The following is a 15,648-nucleotide window of genomic DNA, read 5'->3' on the forward strand; positions in this document are numbered from 1 at the left end:
GCCGGAAAATCCGCCCTTCCAGGCGGATTAATGTTAGCAGGGAAAAACGGCTTGACACCGTCCTGCATACTGCCAGATTTGTTGGCATGTGTTTTCATAAACCCAGTCGATAAATCCCTTTTGCAAAGTAAAATCTGAATTATGAAAGCATTGGTATACATCATAATGCCAAGTACTGCCAGTAAATGCCAATGATAGCCATACTGCTATAGGATGTAAAAAAACATTGCTCCTTTGTCCTGGCAATCCGTCAGACTAACCATCTGGAAGTCAATCCGACTGGCCTTCAGGAGAGTCAGAACGTTTGATTGCCGGATAACCGTCAGGATCATTTGCAGGAAGGAAGACAAGCTATAGTGCTTGCCAGAAATGGATATCCACTGCCGGAAGGATGGCAAAACTGAAAGTTCTACCTATTGAAATAGGGACTGAAAACCTGTCGTCAGGCAGTACCGCAATATAGCCAGATTGCTGTCAGTCAAATAATACCGGGTGCGAATCTGAAACACGCCTATCCGTCTGGCTAGCTGTCTGGCAATCCAGTAATAGTAAAGGCCCGAAGCACCTCAGACAAGAAGGCAATCAGGAAGTAAAACTTAAAAATCAAATAAAATGGAAACAAAAAACAAAACATTATTTGTTGCTTTCTCAAGCCAAAAAGGAGGCGTTGGAAAAAGTACATTTACCTCAATCATTGCTAGCACGCTCCATTATCGTCTGGGGTATAATGTCGCAGTCTTTGACTGTGACTATCCGCAGTACAGCCTTTCACAGATGCGGGAAAGGGACCTGAAGGCCATCATGCAGAATGAAATATTTAAAAAACTGGCATACCGACAATTTTCCACCATAAACAAAAAAGCCTATCCTGTACAACAATGCAAAGCAGACAATGCTCTGGAACAGGCAGAAGCTTTTTTGAGGTCTTCACCTATACCTATTAATGTGGTATTTTTTGACTTGCCGGGAACGGTTAATACACCCGGTCTTTTGACGATACTTGCCGGGATGCAGCATATTTTTTCACCTATCACAGCTGACCGTATCGTAATCGAAAGTACTTTAAGCTTTACTCATGTACTGACCAATATACTTATGAAACAGGGAGAAACCTCTATTGAAACCATCCGGCTGTTCTGGAATCAGGTGGATGGCAGGGAAAAATCATCCTTATACAACTCGTATGAAAAAGTAATTGCCGATCTGGGTCTGACATTAATGCAAACTCAGGTAACAGATAGCAAGCGCTTCCGTAAGGAAAGTGAAGCTACTGCAAAAACCGTTTTCCGTTCTACTTTGCTTCCTCCTGATGAAAAGTTGATAAAAGCCTGCAGACTGGATTTGTTCATTGAAGAGTTTCTAAGAACTATAAAATTGTAAGCAATATGGAAAATGAAAAAAAACAAAACCGGGAGGTTGACGAGGCATTTTTAATGTCTGCCATGTCCAAGGGCCGGGAGCAGGAAAACCAATTAGATGCGGCAAAAGAACCAACTAATGAAAAACCTCCGGCAAAAGAAAAAATCAAGCAGAAAAAGACAGACAGTATAATTTATAGCGAACGTTTTCTCAAGAACCATGCGTTAGTTCGCAGGAGCGATAAAAGCATCTATGTAAGTCAGGAATACCACGAAAGGTTGTCCCGTATCGTACAGGTAATCGGTGAAGACAAAATACCGCTATATGCTTATCTGGACAAAATTCTCGAACATCACTTTGAGTTGTTCGAGAAAGCTATTACTGACAGTTTTAATGATAAATATAAACCAATTTTTTAGCCATGGAAATAATAATTGTTATATGCCTGTTGATTGTAATAGTCCTTTTATCAAAAGACAAAATCATCATAAAAAAGGTTGTTTCAAAACAAGAGCGGCTACCATTTGTAAATCCCATCCTACCCGAAATAATGGGCATTCCCAAACCAACTGGAAGCCTTTTGGTGCCAAATAGGACCTCCAAAAGCCTAAACGAAGAGCCGGTAAAGGAGATTGATAATTTTGAATCAGAAATCGAAGAAAACGATTTTGATATAGAAATTCCGCAGGAAGAACTGGACGATATTTTCAGAAATATGCCCGATTTTGAGGAAGAGGAAGAAGAATGGAACAGGTACGGAATATCCGGTGAGGATTACGGTTTTGCCCAAGGGGTTACCTTTGAAGAACTTAGCTCCGTGGGGATACTGCTGCAAAAAGAAAAATTGGAGCCATCTCAAAAGGAAACAGCGGTCGCTATTGTTCAGAAAATACAGGGAACCGAATTATTTAACCTGCTGGAAAATTCCATGGAAAGCGCCTCCCGTAAGATAGCTGAGCTATTAGACGGGAGCCTTTCTACTGAAACAGGTGCCGGTTCTTCCATTTTGCGGAAAAATGATTTGGGGGAGTTTGTGGAATAAAAATATAACTTAAGATAAAACTCATTATTTAAGTCCGGGAACAATTCTTTTCTAGTTATATTTTGTTACTTTGTACCAAACATTAAGAATTATATATATGTCTGAAACACTGACTATTCCAATAACCAAACTCACCTTTTCTGGTCATGACACTTTCCATTGCAGACAACTGTGGTTAAAGAAAGGATATGATTTTGTTAAGAAAGGAAATAAATTCACAGATAGTGAGGCTGTAGTTTTATTAGGTGTGGGTAAAAATATGGTTTCAGCAATCTTTTTTTGGATGAAAGCTTTTGGGCTACTCGACAAAGAAGGAAATACGACTGATTTTGCAGACTACATTTTTTCTTTAAATGGTAAAGATCCTTATTTAGAAGATGAAGCGACATTATGGTTACTCCATTACAACTTGGTAAGTAAAGGACTCGCTTCAACTTATGATTTAATTTTTAATGATTTGAGGAAAGAAAAAATAGAGTTTACAAAGGATAATTTTCTAGCATTTGCAGAAAGAAAAGCGAATGAAATACGTTTTACCCAGTTTAATAAGAAGACTGTTAGTACAGATTTTGATGTATTAACAAAAATGTATATCAGAACGGCAGAACAAGTAAAAGATAAAGAAGACACATTTTCCGGATTACTAACAGACTTAAATCTTATACAAGAGGAAGCAAAAATTAGTTCTTTTTACTCCATACCAAATGATAATCGTAATAATCTTCCTGAAGAAATAATTTTATACACTATTTTAGATAAAAATAATTTTCAAAACTCCGTCAGCTTAAATGTCTTATTTCAAGATAGAAATCAGGCAGGGTCTGTTTTTGCTATTACAAAAAATTCATTAATGGAAAAAATGGAATTCCTCGCCAGCAATGCGAAGTATCAAAAATATGGAATCACATTAAGCGATCATGCTGGCATAAAAGAATTACAATTTACATCTAAGCCGGATAAGTTTGATGTGCTAAATAATTATTATGGCAAATAAATTTTCTACATCAACGAATATTCTTCGTGATACGGACAGGCAGTTGAAATACATACCAACTCCTAATGCCATTCGTATAAGTAACCAAATAAGTAATGATTTTAAACAAGGAATAAGATCATTTAATATAATTGGATCATATGGAACTGGAAAAAGTTCATTTCTCTGGGCCATAGAACAGACATTAAAAGGTCATAAATCCTATTTCGGATTGAATATCCTACCCAATGCAAAAATCGATTTTATTAAAATAGTAGGTGAATTTCAATCCTTGAAAGAAATGCTGGCTGATTTATTTGAAATAAAGAAAGATAAAAACGTTGCTGGAAATATTTTCTCTGAGATATATAACCGATATTATGATTTAGATAAAAAGAATCCCCTTCTTTTTATTATTATTGATGAGTTCGGTAAATTTTTGGAATATGCTTCAAAAAATGAACCTGAGAAAGAATTGTATTTTATACAGCAATTAGTTGAATTTGTTAACAATTCAGACAATAACATAATCTTGTTAACAACCGTGCATCAAAATTTTGATGCATATGCTATCCATTTAGAATCATCACAAAGACAAGAATGGACAAAAGTAAAAGGGCGATTTAAAGAAGTTACTTTTAACGAACCGGTAGAACAATTGTTGTTTCTCGCTTCTGAACATATGGAAGAGAAGCAGTCAACTATTAAAAAAGAAAATACAATAAATGAATTAGTAGAAATACTAACATTCTCAAAGGCTTTTAATACAAATGAAGACTATATAAAGGGAATAGCAAAAAAACTATACCCCTTAGACCCAATATCTGCTTACGTACTGACTTTGTCATTACAAAAATACGGTCAAAATGAACGTTCATTATTTTCTTTTTTAGAATCGACGGACCACACAGGTTTATATCAACACAGTATATTGCGTGATAGTTTTTATTCGACAGCGGAAGTATACGATTATTTGATATACAATTATTTTTCTTTTATTAATTCCAGATATAATCCGGATTTTACTGCATGGAAAGCTATAAGATCTTCTTTAGAAAAAGTAGAATCTTTATTTGATAAAAATCTTACTGACTATGAAAAGATAATTAAAACTATCGGTTTACTATCCATCAATGCACAAGCAGGCTCGTTTATAAATCGTGAGTTTTTAGTAAATTATGCATTGCAGAGCTTAGATATTAAGAACCCTGATAAATTAATTGAAGATTTAGAGGTAAGAAAAGTAATCCTGTACAGAAACTATAATAATAGATATATTCTTTTTGAAGGAACCGATCTTGATATTCCAACAGCATTATATGAGGCCGGCAACAAGATTGATGATATTACCGATGTTGTAACATTACTTAATAAAAATTACTCGCTTCCCCCAGTACTTGCCAAAAGAGCAATGTTTGAAACCGGAACGCCACGTCTATTTGAATACAAAATATCATCCCAATCTATTTCTACAAAACCACAAGGAGATGTTGATGGGATTATCAATTTAATTTTCAATGAAAGAAATATTCTGTCAGATATTATAAAAACATCTTCAGAAAACCAAGAGGCTATCTTATATTGTTATTATTTAAAATCAAAGGAGATAAAAGACCTCTTATTTGAAATCGAAAAGACAAGAAAGGTAATAGAAGAAAATCCAGATGATAAGGTTGCGATTGCAGAGCTAAAAAACATTGTATTGCATCAAAGAAATTTATTAAATCATAAAATACTAAACAGTTTTTTTGGGGATAATTCGTCGGTTATATGGATCTTTAATGGTCAACAGAAAGAATTAAAATCACAAAAAGAATTCAATTCTTTTCTTTCAGAAATTTGCCAGACAGTATATTATAAAACCCCTTACTTTAACAATGAGCTCGTAAACAAACACAAAATATCTGCGTCCATCCATACCGCTAAGAGAAACTATTTTAGAGCTTTGGCTAATGATTGGGATGTGCCTCAGCTTGGCTTCCCAAAAGATAAATTTCCACCAGAAAAAACAATTTATCTTTCGCTGTTAGAGAACAATGGCATTAAAATATGTGACGACAGCTCATCCAATATAATTGAACCTCATAATGAAAATGGTTTCCATAATTTATGGATGACCTCCATTGAGTTTTTAAATAGTGCTAAACTTACCAAAAGAAATATTACTGAATTCATCGAAATATTAAGCAACAAACCTTTTAAACTAAAACAAGGATTTATTGATTTTTGGGTACCAACTTTTTTATTCATTAAAAGGGATGAATATGCACTATTTAATGGAAGTATCTATACCCCAACAGTCAATGAGGATATTTTAGAACTTATTGCAAAAATACCTAAAGACTTTGAAGTAAAATCATTTGTTTTAGAAGGAGTTAAACTTGATATTTTTAATAGCTATCGTAAATTTTTAAACATTGAATCAAATAAAAGTAGTAATGCACAAACTTTTATTGAAACTATTAAACCTTTTTTAGTATTTTACAGAGGCTTACCGGACTATTCTAAAGAAACGAAACGAATGTCTAGAGAAAGTATGTCTATTCGGGAAGCGATAGCTAATTCGAAGGACCCTGAACAATCGTTCTTTGAAGATTTCCCTGCGGCTCTAGGGTATTCTGTAGCAAAAATACAAAGAGACAGGGCCGAATTACAGCATTTTATTGTGCAGTTACAAGACTCTATTAAGGAAATCCGTAATTGTTTTGATGAATTGGTGAATCGTTTTGAATCTTTTCTGCTTGATAAATATTTTGATAAGCCTATAGAATTTGAAGAATATAAGGCAAAATTTCAAAAAAGATATTCAAGTTTGCATCGCCATTTATTGTTAAACGCTCAGAAATCATTCGTGCTACGTATAGATTCTCAAATAGAGGATAAAAAAGCATGGTTAAGCTCATTAGCACAATCATTAACTGGTAAATCATTAGAAAAATTCAAAGATGAAGACGAACTTTTACTTTATGATAAGTTCACGGATATGATTTTAAATTTGGATAGTTTAAATGAAATTTCTAAAGTTAAACTTGATGAAGAAAAAGAAATAGCTTTAAATGTGCAAATTAGCTCCTTTGAGGAAGGAATGACAAACAGAGTGATTCGTTTACCAAAAGGAAAAAGTAAAGAGGTAAAAAACCTGGAAGAAAAAATAAAAGAGTTATTATCAAAAGATAAAAGTATTGATTTAGCAGCTATAACAGCTGTTTTAAAAGATTTGTTATAATGAATAAAGTCAGACATGTGTTAGGGATATCAGGAGGCAAGGACAGTGCTGCTTTAGCTATATATATGAAACAAAATTATCCTGAATTAGATATTGAGTACTATACATCAGATACCGGAAAGGAACTTCAGGACACTTACAATTTAATTGAAAGTTTAGAAAATTTCCTGGGCAAAGAGATTATAAAATTACCTGTTCTTTCAGATGATACATTAAACCCATTTGACCATTTTATCAAAATGTATAATGGATTTTTACCTGGAACTATATCAAGATGGTGTACAAAAAAATTGAAATTAGAACCTTTTGAAAAATTTGTAGGAGATGATTTAGTAATATCTTATGTAGGTATTCGCGGGGATGAAGACAGAGAAGGTTATATCTCAAAGAAATCTAATATTCAATCTATTTTCCCATTTAGGAAAAACATCTTTAGCGAAGATGTAACATCAAAATTTCTCTCCAATAATAATATTGATAACGTTTTGAAATTTTACAAAACATTAGATTTAGGAGAAAAATCAGAACGTATTTTTGAAATCATAAATGATCCCATATCAATAAATTTTAATCAAACGCAAAAGCTGAACAATCTTTTAGATTTAGGGATAAAAGAATACAATAATGTGGTATTTCAGTTTTTAAAAACCACAGACTATCCATTATCCCAAGAAGATCATTTTCCATTAATTGAGAATGAGGATATATTGGTAAGGGATAATATTTTTAAAATTCTTGAAGAATCCGGTGTTGGTGTCCCAGCTTATTATAAAGCCATAGAGTTTGAAGTCAATGGTAAAAAATCTACCTACGCACGAAGTCGTTCAGGTTGCTTCTTTTGTTTTTACCAGCAAAAAATTGAATGGATATGGCTATATGAGCAACATCCTGATTTATTTTTAAAAGCTATGGAATATGAAAAAGATGGTTATACCTGGATTCAGGACGAATCTTTGGCGGAACTAGTTCATCCAGATCGAATTGAGAGAATCAAAGAAGAGTATATTAAACGTAAAGAAAGAACAAAATCAAAAGTACAATCCCCCTATCTTTTAGACATTCTAGAAGATGCTGAAGGGGAAGGATGTGCAAGCTGTTTTATATAACAAATAATGGGAGAAAATCAAGATAATCTATTAGCTCAGGATACGGTGAGCTTCAGTGTTGATGCCGGAATTATCAATCGACTTGGAAAAGAACTAGTTGGTCGAGCTGAAACTGCAGTTTCAGAACTTGTTAAAAATGCATATGATGCTGATGCGACTAGTGTTGAACTACTTTTCGTAAATACCGATGCTGTTGGTGGTACCTTAGAAATTTTTGACAATGGAAATGGTATGACTCGCGAACAGTTGATAAATGGGTTTATGAGATTATCATCTTCAGACAAATTTCATAATCCTGTATCTCCTAAGTTTAATAGAGTTAGAGCTGGTAAAAAAGGTATAGGACGTTTTGCTACACAGCGCCTAGGACGTAAACTAACAATACTTACTAAGGCTGAGAATTCGAGTACTGGACTGAAACTTGAAGTTGATTGGAATAGATACGAAATTGATAACGATTTAAGTTCAATTCAAAACCCAATATCAGAATTACAACTTGACTTTAGCTCTGGTACAAAATTAATTATTTCAGACCTTCGGGAAGCTTGGTGGGAAACACCTATAAAGCGCGTTTTTAGATATATATCAGATTTACTTCAGCCGACATTTTTATCAAAAAAAAGTTTAAATCTAAATATAGCATCTGAGAATTCAAATGAATCATTTGTTACAAAATTTATTAAATCTAATGACGGTGTAAACCATATTATTGCTGATGTTGATAGTATGATTTTTGATCATGCAATTGGCATTATCGAGGGATATATAGAGAATAATCATGGAATTACCGAAGTTGTTAGTAACCGATTCAATGTCAATGACACAATTGACATTCCTGGGGATTTCTCCCTTTTAGAGAATATTCATTTCAAAAGCTACTATTTCATATATAAATTTGACTGGTATGACGGATACATTCCTAAAATGGATTACAACAAAATTGCTGATTTAGGGGCAAACAATGGAGGAATTAAATTATATAGAAATGGCTTTCGTGTACTTCCTTATGGGGAACGGGGTAATGATTGGATAAACATTGATAAAAATTCTGTTAAGGCTCAAAATAATGCTTATGTCCCCTTTAATAATCATAACTTCTTTGGGTTTGTAGAAGTTATTGATTCTTCCGGAGAAAATTTTGAAGAAACATCAAGTAGAGAAGGTTTGATAGAAAATGAAGCTTTCTCTCAACTTACTGACTTCGTATATAAAGCTCTACGTCAAGCGGCAATGAGAATAAATTCTGCCAGACTTCAAGAAAAAAATAGTTCTAATCAAAATAATGGAAGTAGCTCTAATTCGGAAAGTAATTCTAGCTCAGGTAATACATCGGATCGGACTGGCCAAAGCACGAAAGAGAAGCTTGAAAGTTTAAAAAAAGATGATCCCGATACAAATTCCATAATTGACGAGGCGATATCGAAACTTGAAGAGATTGAGATGCTTCGCGTGTTAGCCGGAATAGGACTTAATATAGCCGAATTCACCCATGAAATAAGACAGTTTGTACCATCTTTTAATGGAAGTATAAATTATCTTATAGAACAAGATTTTGACGAAAATATTAGGTCCTCGTTATTAAATCTACAGGATAACTTTAATCGCTTTAAGAGTTATACTTCTTATATTGATCATACGATTACGCAAAACTCTAATAGAGAAAAAAGACCAATTGATTTGAGGTCAGCTGTCAGATCGTTTCATGAAATTGTATTAAAAGATTTACAAGCTGAAAATATTTTGCTCACAGAAGAATATTATGGTTATGATCTTTATACGTATTCTATGCATCCTTCAGAATTAACCTCAATATTGTATAATCTATATACAAATGCAAAAAAAGCGATTAAAAGAGTAAATAGGAATGACGGGAAAATTCAAATTATCTGTGGCAAAGATGATGGAATAATTTATATCGAGTTTCTTGATAATGGGGATGGTATCCCTGAGAAGAATAAAAATCGAATTTTTGATGCATTTTTCACCACTTCAGCACCATCCGGTATAGATGCTTCTCAAAATGAAATGGCCACTGGTACAGGATTAGGACTTAAGATTGTAAAAGATATTATATCAGCATATTCAGGCACAATAGATTTAATTGCACCTGAACAGGAATACATAACGAATTTTCGAATAGAATTACCTCAGGCGTCTGAGGATCAATTACAAAAATATGGCTATTAAATACTATTATATAGATGACGACCCGTTATCTACAATTCAGGAAACTGCTAAAGGACTAAGTGTTAACCCCGAGAATTTGGAAATAATACCTTTTCAGCATAAAAAATGGGAGGAAATTATTGAATTTCTTTCTGTAAACCAAACAAATTATGACGGGCTGTTGATAGATTGGGGATTGAACAGAAAAAACACTGATGGAGATATTGCAGGTTTCGATGTCGAGGCACTTACACAACAATTAAGAAGACTTTCCGTAGATCGTAAATTAAAGGATTTTCCAATAATTCTTTGTTCAGCACAATTTAATTTTAGTAAAACTTACGATAAGCTTTTGTCTAGTCATGATTTGTTTGATGTTATATATGAAAAAGATTTTTTTCATGAAAATCGTATAAATGTAATAAATGAGATGGTTGATCTAGCCAAATCATATAAAGTCGTTAATGAAATTATAATTCAAGAAGATACTGAAACTATTTTAAAATCTTTATTAAAGATAGATGATTTAGCTCACGTAGATTATAGAGTTGTTGAATATCTTACTTCTTTTGTGAACGAAAAAAAACCCGTTCATGAAATCTCACGCTTTATCTTAACTAAAATAATTAGACCCTCAGGACTGTTAATTGATAAGTATTTATTGGCTTCTCGCTTAGGTATAGATATTAGTAATGTTGATGATCCAGAAATTATTAAATTGTTAGGTATACTTAATTGTTGCTCTTACGAAGGAGTCTTTTCATCATATTTTGATCGGTGGTGGATGGAATTACTTTCAGAATGGTGGAACGAAAATTTTGACTTGCCATTAGGATCATTATCCGCTAGTGAACGAGTAGAACGAATTAATAAAAATTTTACTTTATCATTAAAACCGGCCGAAAAACTTCAAGAAAGCAAAAGTGATTATTTTTGGACTATATGTAAAGTTTTACATACTCCAATTGCATTAGCAGATGGAATTCTAGCCATAGTACCGATAGACCAATCTCCTTGGGAAGAAGATGAATATTATTCAATTAGTGCAGCATTAGAGCTTGAAACTTCAAAAGTTCACCCATTAGAACGTGAACGACTTAAAAAGCTAAAAGATTTATATACCAAAGTGAGAAAAAGATGAAAAAGGATGACATTCGGAAAGACCTTCGTGCATTATCGGGACTTCTTTCGGGTTGGGGTAAATTTGTAAAAAACCCCAATATACTCCAAAGTATTGGTGTTATAGACAACTCAAATAATAATGATTTAAAATATTCAATATTAACTAGTGAACCACTCACTTTTTCAAGAATTGATTTAGATAGGCATTGCTTGCCTGTTGGTATTGAAAAACTACCTAACAGCGATATTGATGTTGAAGTTAATTTATCTTTGTTTTGTTGTGAAAGTAAAAAAGATGATTACAAACAAGATCCGATTAAATCTTTAGGAGTTAATATAACCGTTAATGCTTTTTATAATAATGGAGAAGATATTAAGGAAGCAAACTGTTCATGGCATCTTGACAAAGGAAGTCCAGAAAACGCTTTATTTTCTCATCCGGAGTACCACATGAATTTTGGAGGAAGTCACATGGTTAAGCAAGGTGATATATTTGGAAATCTTCTGCTTCTTTCCTCGCCAAGAATATTACATCCGCCGATGGATATAATTCTAAGCTGTGATTTTATTATAAGAAATTTTTACACCAAAAGCAATCACCAAAAGATTACGCTGCACCCAAAATATCTGGAAATTGTAGAAAATGCAAAATCAAGATATTGGCAACCTTATAGTAAGGCTTTTTCATCGAAATGGAATAATGATCATAAGATAGACAACTTACCTTATATTAATCTTGTTGGACATCATTAATTTAAAAGCGAAAAAGACCACTGAATATCCTAAAAAAAAAACACGGTTAAATTTTATTTTTCCTATTTTATCCAAATATTTTCTTAATTTATCGATAGTAGGGTTTACCTAAATACCATTTCATAGGATATCTAATATCTGCAAATAATAATTCTTCAGTAGATTAAGAGAAATGACTACTTTGGTATTTGATAATAATTTTTACATACTAATCCTCCAAGCTTCCCATTAGCTGTTCCATCCCAAAATTCAATAAAAAATCGGAGTAATAACTATCGAATACATCACGAATGTACTCATCGATAGTTATTTCTTCTTCGTTATTTTCTGTTCCAAAAGAAAGCTTATAGTTTTTCTTTTTAGTAATCATGTATAAAAACAAAGAATGAAAATAAACAGAAGCAATATACCTTTTTTGAGCTACGATAATTTGTTCCTCATTTTTGAGTTTTTTTCGATAATTAAGATAAACATTACTGTCTACATTTATATAAATTTTTTCTAAGATATCTCCCGAAGCCATCGGATTCATTACTGTATCATAATTCATGGAAACACCATTTAATTCCAGTTCGTCCCATTGCTCTTTTGAAACTTTTACCAATTCAGGCAATCCAATATTACTATAATCTTCCTCCTCTTTTGGTACAGTTCCCTTTTTTTGCTCCTGATCAACAATTTTCAAGAAAAGAATTTCTGAAAAATATTGATCTCCCGCTCCTTTTAATGAAGCTTCTATTTCGATTTCATCCCCTTGCCTTAATTCAGTATCAGGATTAAAGGTGATTTTTATGCTACCTCTATCCGGGCTCGATTTAATAATATTTAATAATTCTCCAGGTTCTTTTTCATTTCCCTGCTGATTACCCCCTTTGCTATCTGTACGTTTCACTTTTAAAATACTGACTTGCAAATCCCCAGGTTCGTCGGTACGGTCAAAATAATGATCTTCAACATCGGTCTCAAACCGTAATGTTTTTTCACCACCAATTGGTACCGGAATCGGGTTATTAGCTTTATGCTGTAATTTAAAAAAACTTGGAAAACGTTCCGGCTTAAATGGCTTTTCTTCTCTTTCAGGCTTGCCTTTGGATTCTTTTTTCTCTGGTTTTTCTTTAGCCTTTTCCTCCAGTTTGAGTGTGTTTTGTAATAATTTAAAAAGGTCACTGTCTTTAGAGAGGTTTTTTGCAAAACTCTTTATAAGTTCAGATGTATCTTCACTTTCTAATCCAATAGAATCTTTTCTACGTTTATTAATATCATCAAGCTTTGATTTTACCAATTTCTTTTTTAAGTAATCCCGTAACTCCTCAGCTTTTGTCCCATTCTTTAAACGGTCACGCGAAGCCATGAAAAGATCTTTTCTAAATTCGTACTTCATCTTTGTACAATCGACATTGATCAAAAGATAATCTTTCAGCAGATTAAACTTTAAACCTCTTGTAATAAATTCAGAAGTATAATGTCCATGTACCTGACCGTTCATTGAAAATAAAGCAGACATATTATTTTTAAAATAGCGACGCTGTATGTCTGCTTTGGTTTCCTTAACAGTTTTACCGTCTTGCTTTGCTTTAAAAATATAACATGTTACTTTCATCTTCCCGAAAAGAGTATCTTCATACTCCTCAGAAAACCAGTCTTCAACATAATCTTTTTCTTCTTCTAAACGTCTTTGAAGACCATATACGGTAGTTTCCAAAACTTTGTTGTTTGGATACCGCTCCTTATTATCAATTGTAAATATTGGCAACACCGGTTTAAACAGAAACTCATTGAAACTTTGATTCAAATCCTGTGCAAATCCTGAAATTCCTTTCATTTGGTAAGAATACATTTTTATGATTGACCCGGTTTTGAACTTCCTGTTAAGCAGTTTTAAATCTAATTCTGATATATCAAAAGCAGGAATCTCTTCATCAATTTTTAAATATTCGTACCACGTATTTTTTTTAGTCTCTAATTCGTCTTTAGACAAAGGATGCTCTCTAACCAATGTAAAACCAAATTGGCCTGAACCATCATATCTTTTTGAACCAATGAGCTGATATCCCTTAGTACCACAAAAAACAATAGCTCCGCTACCGCCCATGTTGTATTTTCCCTGAACAAAATGGATTTCATTTTTATTCCCTCTCATTAGTGAAAGAAATGTATTCTCAAAGTCCTTAGGATGCTGTCCCTCTCCATTGTCATAAATAATCACAGTACTTTGCTTGGTTGGTCCATCTGCAAGGATTTGTATTTCTTCAGCCTGATTTCTTCTGAAAGTGTTCAGGTCCCATTTTTTATTGTCAGGAAAAAACAAGTCCACAGCCTCATCCATAGATTTAGGTGTTTCCTTGCCTTTAGGATCTAACCCTTGCTCCAAACACTTTCTCATTAAGATTGCATCTATGGAATTGGTAACTTTTTCAACCAGTGCTGCTATCGGATTAGATTGTTGATTCTCAATAATGCTGAAATTTGATTCATTTTTTCCAATTGGAAACCAATTTATGTTGTTGGATAAATTAGAATCTTCTGAAATCAGCTTATCAATATCCGTTTCTGTTTTACAGTAATATAATGATTGAAATAGAGTTTCCAACATAAGCGTTTAGATTTATTGATTGCTAATAAAGTTTTTAATTCGTTGTATAAGTAATTGAATATCCTCTTTTGTATTATCCTTTCCCAAAGAGATGCGAAGACTGTTCATTGCATCATTGTTATTTAAATGCATGGCTAGCAAAACATGGGAAGGCTGAATCAGTGCTGACGTGCAGGCCGAACCGTTGCTAACGGCAATATCGCTATTCATACCTATAAAAATTTCAGTATCAAAACCAGGAATACACACGTTTACAGTATTATATATTCTCGGAGCTAATTCACCATTAATAGTCGCACCTTTAATCTGTAACAATTCCCTTTTTAAAAAGTCCTGCAACTGTTCAATATGTTTCTTATTAAGATCCATTTCTTCCTGAGCAATACTAAAAGCTTTTTCCAATCCTGCAATTAAAGGAAGGTTATATGTACCGCTTCTCAGACCATCTTCCTGCCCACCTCCATGAATTAGAGGTTGTATTTTATTCTTATTCGTTATAGATTGATTTATGTAAATTCCGCCAATACCTTTTGGACCGTAAATTTTATGTCCAGAAAAACAAAATATGTCAATATTGCAATCGACAACATTTATAGGTAATTTTCCAATCCCCTGTGTTCCGTCACATACAAAATATACGCCTGCCTCTTTTGTAATATTTCCAATTTCATTAATCGGATGTATTACGCCTGTTTCATTATTTACCCACATCAGGCATACCAATAAAGTATCAATTCTTATGGTGTTTTTTAATAGCCCTAAATCTATTTCACCATTTTTATTTACAGGAAGATAATCGATCTCGTAACCAATACTTTCCAAATAATGGCAAGTTTCTAGTACTGCCTTATGCTCTGTAGTGCAAGTAATGATATGTTTTTTTGAATTACCTGAATGTAATGCTAAACCTTTCAGGGCAAAATTCAATCCTTCTGTGGCACCGGAATTAAAATAAATTTCATTTGGTTCAGTCCCCAGTAAATCAGCATTACTGGTTTTCGCCTTATTGACAGCCATTTTCGCCATATTCCCAAAGGAATAAAGACTTGAAGGATTTCCATAAAGATGACTAAAATAAGGAGTAATTACCTCAATAACTCTCTTATCAACTGGTGTAGTAGAGTTATGATCTAAATATGTTATACTATTTCCCAAAAATATAAAAACAGATGAAATTAATAAAGTAAGCTAATATACTACATTTTCACTTTTATCAGTCTTTTAAAGCCAAACAATTCCACTTTAAGACAGCTTATTAAGTTGCCTTCAGTTCTCCAATAGATTTGCTTAAAAATCTGCATCAGGCAG

General features: G+C 33.2%; 11 protein-coding genes. 9 read left to right on the plus strand and 2 right to left on the minus strand.

Translation table 11 applies throughout. The features are described from left to right. The first annotated feature begins 612 nt into the window (after positions 1-612). From ACRDEC_RS12885 to ACRDEC_RS12925, 9 genes are all read left to right on the plus strand, one after another. Positions 613-1,380 carry a ParA family protein gene (locus ACRDEC_RS12885; RefSeq protein WP_431498766.1) on the plus strand — a complete coding sequence of 256 codons (768 nt, stop codon included), beginning with the start codon at positions 613-615 and terminating at the stop codon, positions 1,378-1,380. A 5-nt stretch (positions 1,381-1,385) separates the two neighbouring features. Next, the gene (locus ACRDEC_RS12890) at positions 1,386-1,778 is read left to right on the plus strand and encodes a DUF3408 domain-containing protein (RefSeq protein WP_431498767.1); all 393 of its coding nucleotides are present in this window, start codon (positions 1,386-1,388) and stop codon (positions 1,776-1,778) included. Between the two features lie 2 nt (positions 1,779-1,780). After that, complete coding sequence (locus tag ACRDEC_RS12895; protein WP_431498768.1) at positions 1,781-2,401, plus strand: conjugal transfer protein TraD; 621 nt, start codon at positions 1,781-1,783, stop codon at positions 2,399-2,401. 97 nt (positions 2,402-2,498) lie between these two features. Beyond that, complete coding sequence (locus tag ACRDEC_RS12900) at positions 2,499-3,395, plus strand: DUF4007 family protein (RefSeq protein ID WP_431498769.1); 897 nt, start codon at positions 2,499-2,501, stop codon at positions 3,393-3,395. Continuing rightward, entirely contained in the window at positions 3,385-6,600 is a 3,216-nt protein-coding gene (locus ACRDEC_RS12905) for a hypothetical protein (protein ID WP_431498770.1), read from the plus strand. The genes ACRDEC_RS12900 and ACRDEC_RS12905 overlap by 11 nt, the downstream gene beginning before the upstream one ends. Then, the gene (locus ACRDEC_RS12910; protein WP_431498771.1) at positions 6,600-7,706 is read left to right on the plus strand and encodes a phosphoadenosine phosphosulfate reductase family protein; all 1,107 of its coding nucleotides are present in this window, start codon (positions 6,600-6,602) and stop codon (positions 7,704-7,706) included. The genes ACRDEC_RS12905 and ACRDEC_RS12910 overlap by 1 nt, the downstream gene beginning before the upstream one ends. Before the next feature lie 6 nt (positions 7,707-7,712). Beyond that, the gene (locus tag ACRDEC_RS12915) at positions 7,713-9,893 is read left to right on the plus strand and encodes a sensor histidine kinase (RefSeq protein ID WP_431498772.1); all 2,181 of its coding nucleotides are present in this window, start codon (positions 7,713-7,715) and stop codon (positions 9,891-9,893) included. Next, positions 9,883-11,013: a hypothetical protein gene (locus tag ACRDEC_RS12920; RefSeq protein ID WP_431498773.1), complete on the plus strand. Its 1,131-nt coding sequence runs from the start codon at positions 9,883-9,885 to the stop codon at positions 11,011-11,013. The genes ACRDEC_RS12915 and ACRDEC_RS12920 overlap by 11 nt, the downstream gene beginning before the upstream one ends. Continuing rightward, positions 11,010-11,747: a hypothetical protein gene (locus tag ACRDEC_RS12925; RefSeq protein WP_431498774.1), complete on the plus strand. Its 738-nt coding sequence runs from the start codon at positions 11,010-11,012 to the stop codon at positions 11,745-11,747. The genes ACRDEC_RS12920 and ACRDEC_RS12925 overlap by 4 nt, the downstream gene beginning before the upstream one ends. 208 nt (positions 11,748-11,955) lie before the next feature. Here the strand turns inward: ACRDEC_RS12925 and ACRDEC_RS12930 are convergent, their stop codons facing one another. Continuing rightward, the gene (locus ACRDEC_RS12930) at positions 11,956-14,340 is read right to left on the minus strand and encodes a hypothetical protein (protein ID WP_431498775.1); all 2,385 of its coding nucleotides are present in this window, start codon (positions 14,338-14,340) and stop codon (positions 11,956-11,958) included. A 12-nt stretch (positions 14,341-14,352) separates the two neighbouring features. Beyond that, the gene (locus tag ACRDEC_RS12935; protein ID WP_431498776.1) at positions 14,353-15,495 is read right to left on the minus strand and encodes a cysteine desulfurase family protein; all 1,143 of its coding nucleotides are present in this window, start codon (positions 15,493-15,495) and stop codon (positions 14,353-14,355) included. Positions 15,496-15,648 lie beyond the last annotated feature (153 nt).

The sequence above is a fragment of the Flavobacterium sp. genome (genome assembly GCF_050696275.1).
Classification (GTDB): domain Bacteria; phylum Bacteroidota; class Bacteroidia; order Flavobacteriales; family Flavobacteriaceae; genus Flavobacterium.